We start from the raw sequence: 16,590 nt of genomic DNA on the forward strand, positions 1-16,590 counted from the left end.
CCGCCGAGTCCTGGCCGAGCACGGGACCGAGCCGCTCCCAGATGACGTCGGCCTGTCTCCGGCCTGATTGGTCCAGCCCGTGCCGACCGAGCGGTTGGGTGCCGCGATCTGCGTCCTGGTTCAGTTCGCGTGGGACCGGGGCCAGCACCCGCACCAGATCCGCGGCCAGCGGCGCAATGTCCATCCGAATGCTGGGCTTCTCAACATTTGCCTATGGATCAGTACCTCCTGGTTCGATGGTAATGAATATTGCTACTGTTTTCCATCGAGTCTTCCCGTCGCGGTCGGCCTCGCCTGCACGCTGGTGGTCCCCCTCAACCGCGGCAAGCTCAGGGTCTACGAAAAACTTTGCGTCTTTGCGTGAAATAAATGCGACTTCCAGGTTGATCTGGTTGCCAGGAGCCTCGCCACTGCCATGAGGGCGCACTCGCCGACCGCGCCGCCTCTGCCCGGAGTCCAAGGCTTCAGCCTTGGCGCGCTCCAAGGCTGAAGCCTTGGACTCCAGGCGCTTGGGCTGCGGCGCTAAACCCCCGGGCGGGACGGGGCATTCGCCCCGTCCCAAGTGTTTATTCCGTCGCCGATGGGCACGGCAGACCCGCGGGTCCGGAGCAAACGTTGCGGACGGGGCGAATGCCCCGTCCGACCCAAGGCGAGTAGCCGCAACGCGTACTGGGAGCGCCGCACCCCAGTGCGGCCCGGCCTCCGCACAAGCCGCACCGCCGCGGTTATCCGCGAGATCGCGCCGCACTGGGGTGCGGCGCTCCCAGGCCGGACGCAAAATCGGCGTCTGTCCTGGTCAATCCCCCACACAAGTGCGACCATTGCGCGACCCGGCACTGTCGCCGGCGCCCACCAGCTCACGTCGATCCTTGCAGTCCAGTGGCCACATCACCGCCCCCAGTCGCAGCCGAACCCCCAGACCCCCAGATCAACGCGGTGCCCGGCTGGTCCGCCGAGGTCAAGGCCCTGCTCGAACCGGGCGAGACACCGCTCGCCTGGTTCGAGCCGGATCTGGATGAGCGCCGCCACTATGGGTCCGGGCAACTGTGCCTGACCGAGCGCCGATTGCTCGGGCGGGCGGCGGGGACCGCGGCGGGCGCCTGGGCCTCCTGGCCGCTCGCGGCCCTCACGTCGGTGCGCGCCGGCCACCGCGGCGCGGCGGGACGCCTGGCGGCCTTGGGGGCGACGGGACTGGTCGCCGTCTGGCACTACACCGGCGCCCGCACCGCGGCGGCGGCGCAGTTCGCCGAGGTCTGCCAGGCGGCGATCGACCGCGGCCAGGGTCTGACCACGGAGACGGCCGAGGCTCAGGGCACCATCTGCCCGACCTGCGGCGCCGCGCTCCCCCCCGGCCAGGCGACCTGTGTCTTTTGCGCCGCCCCGCCGCTGCCGCCGCCGGGGCGCTCGCTGTGGCGCCTGACGCGCTTCGCCCGCCCGCGGGCCGGTCTGATCGCGCTCGGCTTCGGCCTGATGCTCGCCTGCACCGCGGCCGGGCTGGTGCCGCCCTATCTCACCATGCCCTTGTTGGATAAGGTGCTGATCCCACACCAGGCGACCGGGGCCCCGCTCGACTACCACCTGGCGGCACTCTATCTGTACGGTCTGGGCGGCGCGGCGCTGCTCGCCTGGCTCCTGGGCTGGGGGCGTACCTATGTGATGGCCGTGGTCAGCGAGCGCATCAGCGCGGATCTGCGCACCGAGACCTATGCGCACCTCCAGGCCCTGTCGCTGGAGTTCTTCGGCGGCAAGCGCACCGGGGACCTGATGTCGCGCATCGGCAGCGACACGGACCGGATCTGCCAGTTTCTGTCGGTGAGCCTGCTCGATCTGCTCAATGACGTGCTGACCATCCTCATGGTGTCGGCGGTCCTGGTGTCGATCGACCCCCGCCTGGCCCTCGTGACACTCGCCCCCTTTCCGCTCATCGCCTGGCTGGTGCAGCGGGTGCGGGCGCGGCTGCGCCATGGCTTCGAGCGGGGCAGCCGCGCCTGGGCGGACATGGTGAGTGTGCTGGCCGACACCATCCCCGGCATCCGGGTGGTGAAGGCATTCACCCAGGAGCGACGCGAGATCGAGCGCTTCAACGAGGCCAACGAGAACGTCGTGGGCGCCAATATGCGCGTCAACACGCTTTGGGCCTTCTTCGGGCCTACCGTGAGTTTCCTCACCGAGCTGGGGCTCCTGGTGGTCTGGGCCTTCGGGGTTTGGGAGGTGGGCCAGGACAACGTCACCGTGGGCGTGCTGACCGCCTTCGTCGCCTACATCGGGCGCTTCTACGCACGCCTTGAGACCCTGAGCCGCCTGGTGGGCGCCGTGCAGCGGGCGGCCGCCGCTACCCACCGGGTGTTCGAGATCCTCGACCGGGTGCCCAGCGTGCCGGAACCGCTGCACCCGGTGGCACCGGGCCGGGTGACGGGGGCCATCGCGTTCCGGGCGGTCTCCTTCCAATACGGGCCGCGGCGCGTCCTGCACGACCTCGACCTTGCCATCCGACCCGGGGAGATGATCGGACTGGTGGGCCATACGGGGGCGGGCAAGACCACGCTGGTGAATCTGATCTGCCGCTTCTTCGACGTGGCCGAGGGGCAGATCCTGGTCGACGGGGTCGACATCCGCTCCTTCCCGGTAGAGGCCTATCGGCGCAACATCGGGATCGTGCTGCAGGAGCCCTTCCTGTTCTACGGCACCATCGCCGAGAACATCGCCTATGGCCGCCCGAGCGCCAGCCGGGCAGAGGTCATGGCCGCCGCGCGCGCCGCGAGCGCGCATGAGTTCATCCTGCGCCTGCCCGACGGCTACGATTCACTGGTCGGGGAGCGCGGCCAGTCACTCTCCGGCGGCGAGCGCCAGCGCATCTCGATCGCCCGGGCGCTCCTGACCGACCCCCAGATCCTGATCCTGGACGAGGCGACGTCCTCCGTCGACACCGAGACCGAACGCGAGATCCAGGGCGCCATCGACAACCTGACCCACGGGCGCACCACCATCGCCATCGCCCACCGCCTGAGCACGCTGCGCCGCGCCGACCGGCTGGTGGTCCTCGCGCGCGGGCGCATTATCGAGGTGGGGACCCACAAGGCGCTCCTGGAGCAGAAGGGGGCCTATGCGCGGCTCTACCATGCCCAGTTGGAGCAGGCGAAGCAGCATTTGACGCTGTAGGTCAAACAGTCCAGTTGAGATCAGGAGCCCAGGAGCATGACTGAGACGCCCCCGTCCGACCCCGGTTTCGCGTTGCGGATCGACCCCTTCGGCCGCCTCGTCTACCGCGACGCCACCGGCCGCGACTACCCGGACGCGGTGCCGGTGCGCGCCTACCCGATCACCGACCCCGGCCATTGGGTCATCATCTGCGATGCCGAGGGGCGCGAACTGCGTTGTATCGAGGACCTGAGCGCCCTGCCCGCCGCGCTGCGGACCATTCTGGAGGACGAACTGGCGCGACGCGAATTCGTGCCCCAGGTCCGGCGTGTCATCCTGGTCTCAAGTTATCTGGAGCCCGCGGAGTGGGAGGTCGAGACGGACCGCGGGCTGACGCGCTTCGTCCTCAAGACCGAGGACGATGTGCGCCGCCTGGGGCCCTACAGCGCCCTGCTGCAAGACTCCCAGGGCATCCGCTATCTGGTCCCCGATACCCGCCACCTGGACCCCTACAGTCGGCGGGCAGTGGATCGGTATCTTTAAGTCCCGAGGGAGTGATCCGGACCTGTCGACAGGGGCGCGAAGACTTGCCGAGGGCACCGATGCCCCACCGGCCCGCGCGCCGGAACACCCAATCGAAACGACGGCACCGGGCCTGCCACGGCATCCTCAAAGGCCCGGGATAAAGACCGGGCACTCCAGGCAACCAGGCGCCTCATCGTCCACTTCGCACCGGCCACACTAAATCGCTAATGTCCTTGCCGGGAAGGCCGGCCGCGCCGGCATCGTCGAGTTCCATGTCCCACGCAGAGGTGGGGGCTGGCGCGTAGGTTTCCGACGACCAGTAACGGCCCCCAACGTCCAAGAAAGGCGGCGTTGTTGCTGTGTTATAACAATTGCCGCCATAGGTGTCGGTCAAGACGGGCGCTTGACAATGCATGTCGTGTGCCTGGGCAACCGTCGCACCCCACTCCGCGGCAGTGGGCAATCGCCAGTCGCCGGCCGACGAGCCATCGCTCAAACCGCAGGTCCCGCTGGCCAATCCCGCGGCCGCTTGGTTCGCCAGACTCCAGGGCTTCTCCCCAAAGCAATTTGCCTGCTTCAGCCAGATCAGGCCGGTCACCGTATCCGTCACGGTACCATTATTGCAGTCCTGATAACGATCTTGGTCGTTATTATAGCAGGGACCGGCCGCCTTCGACCCGGCCGGGCCTTGCGGACCCATTGGGCCGGGCGCACCGGGAGCGCCGGGAGCACCGGCAACACCGGGAGCCCCGTCAGCGCCGGGGGCGCCGTCAGCGCCGGGTGCGCCGTCAGCACCCGCCGGCCCTTGCACACCCTGCGGACCGACCGGCCCGGTCTCATTCCAGTGGATCATGACCTCGCTTGCGCTGCAGTGCGTGCGCGCCGGGTCAATCAAGCGGACCACCGTCAACAGCTTGGAGTAACACCCCCAGAAGACCCCGTCCGCGTCCGGAATCGCGGGTTGCGTTGGCCGCCCATGGTGGGCTTTCTCGGCCTGGTCGGGACTCGCGGCTTGCGCTTGCGGCAGCAAACCCAAGGCCGTCGCTACCAAGGCGCTCTGAAGAAGTCGATGATTCAGCATGGTCTGTGCCCCTGAACTGCGGTTGAACTGATGACTTATGGCTGTGTGCGTCAAGCGTCGTACTACGGCAAGGGATTGATTTCCGAATCCCATCAAGCGTTCTTTGTTATCGAAAACAGACAGTCAGGGCAGTGATGCTGGCGACCAACGGCGAGTACCACCTGACGAACGCACCGAACTTAAGTATCGGCTATCCGCTGTGGAAAGCTGCGACGCAAATCGCAAAAGCGGTTTTCTGACCACCGGGCGCGAACGCCCGATCATCGGACCAGTGGTCAGCACCGTGGTGCAAACTGCGAAGCAAGCTGGAGTTAGGACGGGCGCCGGGGATATCCTATGGTGGGATCGCCGGGACCAGTGGACCCCGGCGTTGGGGAGGAGCCGCGCGATGGCATTGCAGATCGAGTTCGAGGCCACGGATGCGGACCGGGGGACCTTGCGCGTCCGCGGGCTGCCGCCGGTCGGCTCCGAGGTCCTGGTGGCGGTCCAGCGCCGCGTTGATGACCGCTATCTGACGCCGCACGGGCGCTGGGACGCGGCGCCCAGTTGGTATCCCTGCGCGCGCCTGGGCGACGACGACGATGCAGGGGTCCGCTTCGGCGTCGGCGCGGCGCTGACCATGGGCCTTCGCGCGGCCACGGGCGACGCGCTGCTGGTGCATGTGCGGCGCCGCGATTTCGCGGATTGCGGGCCGCTGGAGGGCCTCGCGCGAGCCCCCCAGGCCGTTGCACCGGACCGCGCAGCGACCCCCCAACTCGAACCTGACCCGGCGGCCGGGTCGGCGACCCCCGATCCGGCTCCCGATCCGACCCTGGCCGACGCGAGACGCCCCGCCGACCGACCCGCGGGTGACGCGCCCGCACCAGGTCGACCGCGGCCGGGGGCGGCGTCCCCGCCGCCGCACGCGATGCGGCGCGCACCGCTTGAGGCCCCGGAGTCGGTGGGGGCCGCAGCGGCCCTGGTCGCGGCCACGCCCGGCGGCCCAGGCACCGCGGACCGCGCACTCGCCCGCGGCCGGACACTGGGACACTGGGCCGCGGCAGCGCTGTCAATCGTCAGCAGCGCCGCCTTGCTCTGGTGGTATCTGGCCGCGCAGACCCGCGCACCGGTCCCGCCGCCAACCAGGCCGACACCGGGGCCAAGCGCCGGGGCCCTGGTCGGCAAGGCACTTTTTCTGGAGTTGAAGGGCCAGGACCTGGCCCCGGCGGACCTCTTCGGCCATGCCGAACGGGTCGCGCAGGCGGGTGACTGCGAGGCCGCCATCGGGCTCTTCATCGACGCCGCCAAGCGTGATGCGACGCTCGCGCGGCGCCTGGGGCAACGCTATGACCCGGCCGACTTTCAACCCAGGCCCTGCTTCGCCGGGCCCAACCCCGACAGCGCCCAGGTCTGGTACCAACGCGCGGCCGAGGGCGGGATCCCCGCGGCGCAGCGGCGCTACGCGCAACTGCTCCTGGCCGAGGCCGACGCGGGGCCCGTCTACCAGGACGCCATCGCGTGGCTGCGCAAGGCGGCGGCGGCCGGCGATACGCAGGCCGCCGACCAACTCGCGGCCCTGCAACAACGCTGAGCAGCCGAAACGCCCAAAGAGAGTATTCGGCCACAAATGAACGCAACCCGGAGTGCCACCGTGAAGCCTGTCACCCTGCGCCGCTCGCAGCGACCCGGACCCTGGCGTGCGGCCCTGCTGCTGGCCCTGCTGACCGGTGCCTGGGTCGCGTCGGCAGAACCGCTTCACCCCGCGGGCAAGCGCGACCTCTATGAGCGGGTGCTGACCCACCCGGGGGCCATGGTCGCCGCCACCCCGGGGGGCCCGGGCCGCGACCCGCTCAAGGCCCTGTCCCGACTCTACGTCTATGCCCGGGAAACGGCCGACGGGCAGGAGTGGCTGCGGGTGGGAACCGGGACGCGCGAGGAGAGCGTCCTGGGCTGGCTGCCGACGCGCCGGACGACCCCCTGGCGGCAGCAACTCACTTTGGCCTTCACCAACCGGGCGGCCGGGCGCGCGCCGATGCTGTTCCTGCGCGGTGCGGATGACCTGCGGGCCATCCTCGACAGCCCGGCCCCGGGACCAGCCGCCGCGGCCCTGCGAGACAGCGTCGCGCAGGGCCGGCCGGACCCGCGGGTCCTGGCGGTGGAGCCCTTTAATTTCATCGACTTAAGCCGGCATTTCTATCTGTTGCCGATCCTGGATTTCGCCGAGTACCGCGCCGCCACCGGCGACAAGGTGCGGGCGCTGAAGGTCGCCTCGGTGACCCTGCCGGACCCCGCTGCCAACCAGAACCCGAGCGACCAGGCGGCGTCCGCGCCCCCCACACCGGGGGCGCCGGCCGCACCCGCGCTGCCGACGCCCTACCGCGCCGCCGTCATCTTCGTCATCGACTCCACGCTTTCCATGGGACCCTACATCGCCCAGACCAAGGCCGCGGTCGCGCGCTTCTACCAGCAGGTCCGCGCGGCCGGGCTGCTCGATCGGGTCGCCTTCGGACTGGTCGCCTTTCGCGCCGCCGCGGGCGACCCCGCCAAGGCCGCGGGGCTCGAATTCATCGCCCGCACCTACGCCAACCCGGCCGAGATCAAGGATGGGCGCGATTTTCTCAGGCGCGTGCGCACCCTCGATGAGGCACGGGTCGCGACCGACCGGTTCGACGAGGACCCCTATGCCGGCATCCAGGCCGCGCTGGACACCCCCGACTGGCGGCAGCGCTTTGCCGAGCGCCACATCATCCTGATCACCGATGCCGGGGCACTCGACGGCTCCCAACGCGACCCCGCGACCGGTCAGCGGGTGCAATCCAGCACCGGGCTCGATGCCGCGCGCCTGCGCAGCCTCGCCGGCGAGGCCGGGACCTCCATCGCCGTGCTGCATCTCCTCACCCCCGAGGCCCGCCGCCAGGGCAACACCGAGCCCGCCGCCGCCCAGTACCGCACCCTGTCACGCAACGCCGTCAACCAGGAGACCGCCTATTTCCCGATCGACGAGGGCAGTGTCAGGGCCTTCACCGCGGCCATCGACACCTATGCCGGGCGCTTGATCGAGAACCTCGCACGCCCGGCCGCACCCGGCCAACCACCGCCCGGCGCGGCCACACCCGCCGGCACAGACCAGGCGGCGCAGATCCGGGCCATCGTCGACAGCCTGGGCCACGCTGCCCGACTCGCCTATCTGGGTCAGGTCGAGGGGACCCGGGCCCCGGAGGTCTTCGAGGCCTGGATCAGCGACCGGGACTTCGCCGATCCCTCCCGCTACGCCGTAGACGTGCGGGTGCTCCTGACCAAGGATCAACTCTCCGACCTGCAACAAGTCTTGAAGGGGATCGTGGAGGCCGCCGAGGCCGACCTGAACGCCGAACAGGGCACCCGCAGTTTCTTCGACCGCCTGGCCAGTGTCGCCGCCCGCTTCAGCGTCGACCCCCAGGCCGGCAGCCGCGACCAGTCCACCCGGCTCGCCGACCTCGGGCTCTTGGGCGAGTACCTCCAGGGGCTACCCTACAAGAGCGACGTCCTGGCCCTGACCCAGGACACCTGGACCCGCTGGGGCGCCATGCGCCAATACGAATTCATCGACCAATTGAACAAGAAGATCCGCCGCTACGGGCTCTATTACGCCGATCAGGACAAATGGGTCGACCTGGCGCAAAGCGGCGGGCGCGACCAATCGGAGCTGGTCTATCCCATTCCGCTCGGCGACCTGCCCTAGGTAACGAGTCAGGAACCAGTTAAACACAAACACAATCGTTGTCGTTGTCGTTTATCAGTGAACCGTTCCCAGACGTCGGTTTTTCGCGGACCAACTGCTGGAATCCGGTTGACGCATCGGCCACCGCGCGGGGACACTGCAGCGCTCGGGCTTACCTCTTTTCCAACCTTGCGCCGGAGACCACTCAGATGCCGAAGTTTAACCTTGGGGAATTGCTGCTCGTCTGCGCCCTGGCGCTCGGGGTCCACCCCGCCGCGGCGACGGACCGGGGCGCGATGCAGGCGGCGCTGCAGCAAATCGCCGACGACTACCTGAGCACCAGGGGCGAGCCCGAACACATCTCGGCAGTGTCGATCAGCGTGCTGCTGCCGGGCGGGCAGGACAATCTGAACGTCGTCGCCGGGCGGGTGGCACGCGCGGCAGACGCGGCACCGGTCACGCCAGCGACACTGTTCCAAATCGGCAGCATCACCAAGTCATTCACCTCGGCGGCGCTACTGCAACTCCAGGCGGAGAAAAGGCTGCGTATCGAGCAGCCCCTGGGCGAACTGCTGCCCGAATATCCGGCCTGGAAAGAGGTGACCCTGCGTCGGCTGCTCCACATGACGAGCGGGATTCCGGGCTACGACAATAGCCCAGCCATGTTGAAGTCAATGGCCGCCGTGGGGCTCGAGCGGCACTGGACGCCGCCGGTCTTGGTCGGTTTCGCCGATCCGACCTACCCCGACGCCATGGCGCCGACGACTGGTTGGAATTACTCCAATACCAACTACATCCTGGCGGGCATGATCATCGAGCGGGTGACCGGCCACCCCTATGCGCAAGAGATCACGGAGCGGTTCCTGGGTGAGCGTCTGGGGCTCACCGCCACCTACTACAGCCCCGACACCTATCCGGACACCGTCAACGCACGGCTGGCGGCGGGCTATTTCTGGAGCCATGATCCGGAAAACGCCGGGCTGGCGAAGCTGCTGGGCCGCGATGTCAGCCGCATGGACATGTCCTGGGCGGGGGCCGCGGGCGGCATCGTCGCGACCCCGCGGGACGTGACCCACTGGGTCGCTGCGCTCTATCAGTCCCCGCTGCTGGCGGCCCCCGAGCGGCAGGCGCTGCTCTCCATCGTTTCCAATAAGACCGGCCAGCCGATCGCGGCGACCTCGGCCGCCGATCCGCACGGCTTCGGCCTCGGGGTTGCCCAGTTCAGCAAGGCGCCCATGGGCACCGGCTGGTACTATCAGGGTGAGACGCTGGGATTTCGCGTGCTCTATGTCTATACCCCGGCGGACGGCATCATCTTCGCCGTGGGGCTGAACAGCCAACCGTCGGACGCGGAAAACAAGGCCGGCGACCTGATCACGAACATTCACGCGGCGGTGGCGGCCCACCGATAGACCCGAAAGGCGCGATTTAACCGCAGCCCGTAGGGTCCGCTGCGCGGACCAATGACCCTGAAATCCACAGATGAACACAGATGAACACAGATGAACACAGATTTTCTTTGCATTGTCATGCGCTTATCCCTATTGTCACAATCACCGGCAAGGTGAGTGCCCGGCCAAGCGTAAGTCCATGAATTATCTGCGATAATCTGTTTTCATCCGTGGATGACTGCTCTTTCTGGGATCATGCCGCCCGCCGATTACGCCTCTTTGCCCCCACCACCCGGACGCGACCCACCGCCATGTACCTGCGCACCCTGCTGCCCGCCCTGCTGCTGATACCGATCCTGTCATCTTCCATGGCGGCGGCGCCGGAGGCGGGCTACCTGGGCGTCGCGGTCTGCGGCGAGTGCCACGCCAAGGAACGCGACCTGTGGCGCGACTCCTTTCACGACCGGGCCATGAAGGAGCCGACTGCCAAGACGGTACTGGGTGATTTCAAGGACGTGCAGTTCACCGCCCACGGGGTGACCTCACGCTTCTTCAAGCGCGACGGGCGCTTCTTCGTCCGCACCGACGGCCCCGACGGGACGCTCAAGGACTACCCCATCCGCTATACCTTCGGCTGGTATCCGCTCCAGCAATACCTGATCGAGTTCCCCGGCGGACGCCTGCAAAGCCTCGGCATCGCCTGGGACAGCCGCCCCCAGGACCAAGGCGGCCAGCGCTGGTTCCATCTCTACCCGAACGAAAAGATGGACCACCGCAACCCGCTGCACTGGACGGCGCCCGACCAGACCTGGAACTACCAGTGCGCCGACTGTCACTCCACCGACCTCAAGAAGGGGTACGACGCCGAGCGCCACGTCTACGACACGCGCTTCGCGGAGATCAACGTCGCCTGCGAGGCCTGCCACGGCCCCGGCTCCCGCCACGTCGCCTGGGCCCAGGCGGCAGTCGCCGCCAAGGCGTCCGGCACCGCCCCGACGCCGCCCGCCGCGTCCACTGATCCGACCCTGGGCCTGCTGGTGGACCTAAAGGACCGCGACGGCGGCCAGTGGCAGACCGACCCCGCGACCGGCAAGCCGGCCCGCACGGTGCCGCGCAAGAGCCAGACGCAGAACGAGACCTGCGCCCGCTGCCACTCCCGGCGCGGGCGTATCTGGGACGAACTGACCCCCGGCGAGCCCCTGCATCAGGGGTTCCGCCTCGCCCTGCTGTCGCCGTCCCTGTACTTCCCGGACGGCCAGATCAAAGACGAGGACTATGAGTACGGCTCCTTCATCCAGAGCCGCATGTACCACCAGGGCGTCGTCTGCTCGGACTGCCACGAGCCCCACAGCCTGAAGCTCAAGGCCGCGGGCAACGCCGTCTGTACCCGCTGTCACCAGGCCGAGCGTTATGACGACAAGACCCACCATCACCACGCCACGGGCGGCACCGGTACCGCCTGCGTCGCCTGCCACATGCCCCGGCGCCTCTACATGGTGGTGGACCCGCGTTTCGATCACAGCCTGCGGGTGCCGCGCCCCGACCTGTCCGAGACGCTCGGCACCCCCAACGCCTGCAACGCCTGTCACCAGGACAAGGACGCCGCCTGGGCCGCCGCCGCGGTGGCCGGCTGGTTCCCGGACCCGGCCCGCCGCGGCCCCCACTTCGGCGAGGCCCTGCACGCGGCCGACACCAACGCGGCGGACGCCCCGGCGCGCCTGCTCGCCCTGGCCGGCGACCCGGGCCAGCCCGCCATCGCCCGCGCCAGCGCCCTGGAACGGCTCCATGAACACCCGAGCCGGGACGCCATGCTGACGCTGCCCCGTCTGCTCAAGGACCCGGACCCGCTGGTACGCGCCGCCGCCGTGCGCTACCTCGAAGTCACTGACCTGCGCACCCGCACCGAACAGGCCTGGCCCCTGCTCACCGACCCCGCGCGCACCGTGCGCCTGGAGGCGACCCGGGTGCTGGCGCCGCTCGCGACCCAAACGATGGGCGCGGAGCTGGCCAGTCAGTTGGACAGCGCCCTGCAGGAGTATGTGGCCGCCGAGAGCGTCAACGCCGACCGCCCCGAAGCCAACCTGAACCTGGGCCTGATCGCCCTCACCGCCGGGGAGCCGGAGGTCGCCGAGCGCGCCTACCGCGAGGCCCTGGCCCTGGACCCGCGCTTCATCCCCGCCCATGCCAACCTGGCCGACCTCTACCGCGGCCAGGGCCGGGAGGCCGAGGCGCAGGCGCAACTGCGCGCCGGCCTCGCGGTCGACCCCGAGAGCGCCGACCTGCACCACGCGCTCGGCCTGTCACTGGTGCGGGCCAAGCGCCTGGACGCGGCCCTGACCGATCTGAAGCGCGCGGTGGAACTCGCACCCGCCAACACCCGCTACGCCTATGTCTACGCCATCGCCCTGGACGGCGCCGGTCAGACCGCCGAGGCCCTGCCAGTCCTGGCGGCGGCCGCCGAGCGCGACGCGGCTAATACCGAGTTGCTGGTCGCCCTGGTCCAGTACCACGCCAAGCTCGGGCAACGCGAGGCCGCGACCGCCTGGCTGGACAAGCTGGCCGCCGTAGCGCCGGGGGACCCGACGGTCGACCAGTTAAGGGGTTCTTTGAAGCAACCGTGACCGCGCGAGTACCCTGAGAGGGTGATCTCGGTTGGCGTCATCATTACGCGATGTGATTCATTGCAGAGTATTTTTGCCAGGTTGGGACGCGGAAGCAGCTATGGAGCCTCAACGACGCATATGAGCAAGCTGCTGCCGAAGATCGAGGGAGGCGGCAGCGGCGGTTGCCCACTGCTCGTTTTTGGGATTAGAGACACCCTATATGACCAAAGTTGTTAGTATTACCGGGCCAACCCCCGGTGAGGACCTGTTGTCGAAGGTGGATGAGCTTTATTCCACCATCCTCGCCGACCCCCCGTGGCAGTTCCAGAACCGCACCGGCAAGATGGCGCCCGAACACAGGCGCCTGCTCCGCTACCCGACTATGGCCGTCAATGACATCATGGACCTGCCGGTGCAGGAGGTCGCCGCCGAGCGCAGTCACCTGTATCTGTGGGTACCCAATGCCCTGCTCGCCGAGGGCCTGCGCGTCATGGCCGCCTGGGGCTTCACCTATAAGTCGAATCTGATCTGGTACAAGGTCCGCAAGGACGGCGGACCGGATGGGCGCGGTGTGGGCTTCTATTTCAGAAACGTCACCGAGATGGTCCTGTTCGGCGTGCGCGGCGGTATGCGGACCCTGGCGCCGGGCCGCCGACAGGTCAATCTGCTCTCGACCCAGAAGCGCGAGCATTCACGCAAACCGGACGAGATCTTCGACCTCATCGAGCGCTGCTCCCCCGGCCCCTATCTCGAACTCTTCGCCCGTTTCGAGCGCGACGGCTGGGACCAGTGGGGCAATGAAGACGTGGAGCGCAACTCCTTTCACGGTGTGGCCCTGCGCACCGGCCACACCGAACCGCACTTGCGCCCGCTGGAAACACCGGCGGCCTATCGCGGCAAGGCGTGAGTAGCTGCCGGATTTACCGTGAAAGTCGCGCCGGGAGCGCGCTCCAGTTCTCCCACTCCCTTTGGGAGAGGGCGGGGTGAGGGAACGGCCATGGCCCCCGCAACGTTCATCTTTCGGGGTGGCGCGGGCGCCATGGCCGTTAGGATCACTGCGCCATACAGCGCGTAATCAGTTGCCTGATCCGGGCGCCCGCCTCCCCGGTCGCGCTGACCCGCGCATCCTTGACCGGTTGCAGGGAACCCAGTGCGGCCTCCAGACCTTGGCGGACCGGGGCCCAGCAGGCGATTTCCGGCTTCTCGTCCAACCAGGTCGTCAAATAATCACTGAGGGTTTCCTGCACCTTCCCAGCCGCCTCTGCGGCATGGACTGCCAAGGGGTAGAGCGCGAGATAGCGGATGAAGGGGTCGGCCGGGAGCGCCGCAATGGCCGCTGCGGCACAGGCCTCGTCGCAGTCCTCGCCCTCGGCCTCCCCATCGTCCACCGGGCCATCCAATCCGATCACCCGCGGGCTCCGGGTCCCACGCCAGGCCGCCCGCTCCGCGGCAGGGTGGCGCGGATTGCGGTCATGCCAGCCCCAGTAGGCGTCACCGATTCGCAGATAGCCCTCTACCAGATAAGGCTCCAATCCCGCCAACTGAGCGGCAAGCCAGGGTGCACTCAGGGTCTCCAGCCCGAACGCAGGGGCCATGGCGGCAAGCCGGTCGATGCTGTCCAAGCGTGCCAACTCCAGATCGGGAGACAGCGCTGGCGGCAGGTGGGCGCGGCCGGTTCCAAGGAACTGCAGGAACTCGACCTCATCACGGAAGGCAGCGCCCGCGGCGGCGGCATGGCGCTCTAGGATCACCCGGTACGCCTGCTGCGGATGGGCCGGATCGAAGGGGGCGAGAAGACCCCCAAAGACCCAACCCAGGATGCCGTCGGCGGTCTGCACCTGGTACCAGCGGTCCTCGACATCGCCGATGCGTTCAGTCCCCGCGGTCCGCTTCGTCACGGAGACCACCGTCCCCAGGGGGAGGCGCTGGAGTTGCCCGCAACCGGATTGCGGGTCGGGCCGCACAAGCACGCCCGCGCCAAGGGTAATGCGTGAGTGACGGGGCACGGATTGCACCCGCACCGCGCCCCTGTGCCCTTGCAGGGCGCGGCCGGGGGTGCGGCAGGTCTGCATCCGCTCGTCGAAGCGCTCGAGCAGTCGGCGCGGCCCCTCCTGCGCCTCCCCGGCCGGCGCCGCCGCCTTGGGCAGTTCGGCCCGCAGCCGGCCAAGGAAGGCCGCGAAGTCGGCCTCCTCCATCGCGTCGTGCGACGCCGCTGCCAGGTAATGCTCCACAATCCGACGGTAGGCCTGTTCGGGATGGGAAGAATCAAAGGGCGTCAGCAGTCCACCGAAGGCCCATCCGTTGACACGCTGCGGCCCCACGACGTAGTACCAGTAGTCCTGCACCCCGGCCACGCGGGTGGCCAGGGCTGAGCGCCCCAGGACCAGGACCGGCGTGCCGATGGCAAGGCGTGCCGCGCCGCCCTGCGTGCCCGGATACCGGATCTCCGGCGCACCCGCAAAGGCCGCACTGCGCAGCCGCCCACCCGAGCCGAGGATCATCCGCTGGTCAGGTCCGAACGGCTCGCTCCAGGCCTTCCCCCAGCGTCCGTTCTGCGCGACATTGGCGCTGTAGCAGCCCTGTATGTCATTGTCGACAACGGCCAGCAAAGCGCCCGGCTTCTCATCGCTGCCCTTGCCATAGAGGAAAGTCCGCTTCCCGTCGGCGGAGACTTCCAGGATGCAGCAATCCTCTGGAACCACGGGATTGGGACGCAGTTGGTCCGGCGGTGCCGACGGATAGACCCGGTCCCCATCCTGCTTGTCCCAGGGCTCCCGGTTATACAGCCAGCAGGCGGTATGGGCGGGAATCGCGACGGGCGTCTCAGGATCGAGGTCGACCGGCCCCTGCTGCGCGTCACGCACCAGCAGCCATGCGGTGCGGCCGTCGTCGCGGACCAGAAAACGCAGCGGCGCCTTGGCTTGACTTGAGCAACGAAACCAACCCGGCGTATAGGTCCGCGTCGCCAAGACCTGGTCGGATTCGACACGGCCGGTCGGAACCTCGAGCTTGCGCACCCGCTTGCTTGCCGAGGACAGGAGTGTGATCTTCCCGGCGTAGCATTCCTGCATCCAGTCTTCTCGTTCGCAATCGCGACGACAGAGATCCAGGCACCGCGCCAACGTGTCGGCCCTTTCCCGCGCACACTTGAAGCTATCGCAGTCCGCGGTGCAACTGTCATGTGCGTATTCGCATTGTCCGCAATCGTCCTCGACCTCCTCGCCGGCGGTCGTCGTCTTCACGACGTTCAGGCTGTCCCCGCGATAACTTGCGGCATAGTCCTCAGACCGCTCGAAGCTCCAGCTCCCGTTGCCCGAGCCGCTGAAATCCTGTGACCACTCATCGAACAGGCTATGCTCAGTATCGCTCGCAAGCACCACGCGTTGGCGTCGCTCGCGCTCCCGCCGATTCCAGTATTCGCTCTTAAGATCGTAGGTCATCCAATAGACATCAGGCTCGCCGCCGAGTCTTCGCACCTGGACCGACCCGGGATCAAGAAGATCTGCATACGCGAAGAACGACTGGGGGGGGAAACAAGGCGCGACCGCCTTATTGTCCGGCCGGGTGAGAACCAGCTCCGGGCCCCCGGCGATGGAGAACCACACCGGGCCGGGCTCGTCCGACAGGCTCCCCGGCGCAAAACGCAGCCGCCAGCGCGGCTCCCGTCCCTGCTCCAGGCTGTCCACGGGCCTGATATGAAACGGGGCCGACCGCTCACCAGACGCCGACTCCCAGGACCCGGTGGCCTCGCCCCGGGGATCGAAGGTGCCCGCGATCCTGCCGGTGCGCGGCGGGTCGCCGGCATTGCTCCGGTCCGTTTCCCGGAGGACGAATTGCCCGTCCGCCGCCAGGTTGCCATACAACTCCCGTGTTCGGTAGCGATTCGTCGCCGCGTCGTATTGGCTATCGCTCTGCTCATAATAAGAGCCACTCAGGTCACTCTTGCTTCTGACCAGGTGCAGCCAGATCGGGACAGCGTCCCCGCGCGTGCCGGTATAGATCTGACCGAAACATCGCGACTCCCCGGGCAGGCGCGGTTCGGCCGCGCTCACCCGTGCCGGCGGGATAGCCCCGAGCAGGATCAGGACCAGCAGCCCGACCCGGCAGTCCGGTCGCCCGCAACGGGCGCGGTTTTCCGCTCCGACCATTGCTCACCTTACGCGTGGGCACCCG

The 16,590-nt window shown here is 68.3% G+C and carries 11 protein-coding genes; 9 read left to right on the forward strand and 2 right to left on the reverse strand.

Annotated elements, in window-relative coordinates; all coding sequences use genetic code 11:
• Window positions 1–79: 79 nt before the first annotated feature.
• From THSYN_RS27215 to THSYN_RS27225, 3 genes are all read left to right on the forward strand, one after another.
• Window positions 80–364 carry a hypothetical protein gene (locus THSYN_RS27215; protein ID WP_157817966.1) on the forward strand — a complete coding sequence of 95 codons (285 nt, stop codon included), beginning with the start codon at window positions 80–82 and terminating at the stop codon, window positions 362–364.
• Between the two features lie 572 nt (window positions 365–936).
• On the forward strand, window positions 937–3,159 hold the full coding sequence (locus THSYN_RS27220; RefSeq protein ID WP_236848718.1) for a cyanophycin metabolism-associated ABC transporter: 2,223 nt from the start codon (window positions 937–939) through the stop codon (window positions 3,157–3,159).
• Window positions 3,160–3,195: 36 nt separating this feature from the next.
• On the forward strand, window positions 3,196–3,681 hold the full coding sequence (locus tag THSYN_RS27225) for a cyanophycin metabolism-associated DUF1854 family protein (RefSeq protein ID WP_100921896.1): 486 nt from the start codon (window positions 3,196–3,198) through the stop codon (window positions 3,679–3,681).
• A gap of 172 nt (window positions 3,682–3,853) precedes the next feature.
• Here THSYN_RS27225 and THSYN_RS27230 read toward each other — a convergent pair whose 3' ends face one another.
• The gene (locus THSYN_RS27230; RefSeq protein ID WP_100921897.1) at window positions 3,854–4,744 is read right to left on the reverse strand and encodes an Lcl domain-containing protein; all 891 of its coding nucleotides are present in this window, start codon (window positions 4,742–4,744) and stop codon (window positions 3,854–3,856) included.
• Window positions 4,745–5,132: 388 nt separating this feature from the next.
• Between THSYN_RS27230 and THSYN_RS27235 the strand changes: the two genes are divergently transcribed.
• The 6 genes from THSYN_RS27235 to THSYN_RS27260 all read left to right on the forward strand — a co-directional run bounded on the left by THSYN_RS27235 (window position 5,133) and on the right by THSYN_RS27260 (window position 13,324).
• Window positions 5,133–6,314, forward strand: coding sequence for a hypothetical protein (locus THSYN_RS27235; protein WP_100921898.1), 1,182 nt, complete (start codon window positions 5,133–5,135; stop codon window positions 6,312–6,314).
• 60 nt (window positions 6,315–6,374) lie between these two features.
• Entirely contained in the window at window positions 6,375–8,444 is a 2,070-nt protein-coding gene (locus tag THSYN_RS27240; RefSeq protein WP_157817967.1) for a vWA domain-containing protein, read from the forward strand.
• Window positions 8,445–8,632: 188 nt separating this feature from the next.
• Window positions 8,633–9,835 carry a serine hydrolase domain-containing protein gene (locus tag THSYN_RS27245; RefSeq protein WP_100921900.1) on the forward strand — a complete coding sequence of 401 codons (1,203 nt, stop codon included), beginning with the start codon at window positions 8,633–8,635 and terminating at the stop codon, window positions 9,833–9,835.
• Between the two features lie 290 nt (window positions 9,836–10,125).
• A complete protein-coding gene (locus THSYN_RS27250; protein WP_100921901.1) occupies window positions 10,126–12,435 on the forward strand; it encodes a tetratricopeptide repeat protein in 2,310 nt (769 codons plus the stop codon).
• A gap of 21 nt (window positions 12,436–12,456) precedes the next feature.
• Window positions 12,457–12,654 (forward strand): BglII/BstYI family type II restriction endonuclease, encoded by a 198-nt coding sequence (locus THSYN_RS27255; protein ID WP_236848719.1) that lies wholly within the window; start codon window positions 12,457–12,459, stop codon window positions 12,652–12,654.
• Complete coding sequence (locus THSYN_RS27260) at window positions 12,638–13,324, forward strand: MT-A70 family methyltransferase (protein WP_100921902.1); 687 nt, start codon at window positions 12,638–12,640, stop codon at window positions 13,322–13,324. The genes THSYN_RS27255 and THSYN_RS27260 overlap by 17 nt, the downstream gene beginning before the upstream one ends.
• A gap of 145 nt (window positions 13,325–13,469) precedes the next feature.
• Here THSYN_RS27260 and THSYN_RS27265 read toward each other — a convergent pair whose 3' ends face one another.
• On the reverse strand, window positions 13,470–16,565 hold the full coding sequence (locus tag THSYN_RS27265) for an SH3 domain-containing protein (RefSeq protein ID WP_100921903.1): 3,096 nt from the start codon (window positions 16,563–16,565) through the stop codon (window positions 13,470–13,472).
• Window positions 16,566–16,590 lie beyond the last annotated feature (25 nt).

It is taken from the genome of Candidatus Thiodictyon syntrophicum, from assembly GCF_002813775.1.
GTDB lineage: Bacteria > Pseudomonadota > Gammaproteobacteria > Chromatiales > Chromatiaceae > Thiodictyon > Thiodictyon syntrophicum.

Bases quoted from the DNA above. Each gene is read 5' to 3' on its own strand.
- THSYN_RS27225 (WP_100921896.1), top strand. From the start codon at position 3,196: ATGACTGAGACGCCCCCGTCCGACCCCGGTTTCGCGTTGCGGATCGAC.
- THSYN_RS27230 (WP_100921897.1), bottom strand. From the start codon at position 4,744: ATGCTGAATCATCGACTTCTTCAGAGCGCCTTGGTAGCGACGGCCTTG.
- THSYN_RS27235 (WP_100921898.1), top strand. From the start codon at position 5,133: ATGGCATTGCAGATCGAGTTCGAGGCCACGGATGCGGACCGGGGGACC.
- THSYN_RS27245 (WP_100921900.1), top strand. From the start codon at position 8,633: ATGCCGAAGTTTAACCTTGGGGAATTGCTGCTCGTCTGCGCCCTGGCG.
- THSYN_RS27250 (WP_100921901.1), top strand. From the start codon at position 10,126: ATGTACCTGCGCACCCTGCTGCCCGCCCTGCTGCTGATACCGATCCTG.
- THSYN_RS27260 (WP_100921902.1), top strand. From the start codon at position 12,638: ATGACCAAAGTTGTTAGTATTACCGGGCCAACCCCCGGTGAGGACCTG.
- THSYN_RS27265 (WP_100921903.1), bottom strand. From the start codon at position 16,565: ATGGTCGGAGCGGAAAACCGCGCCCGTTGCGGGCGACCGGACTGCCGG.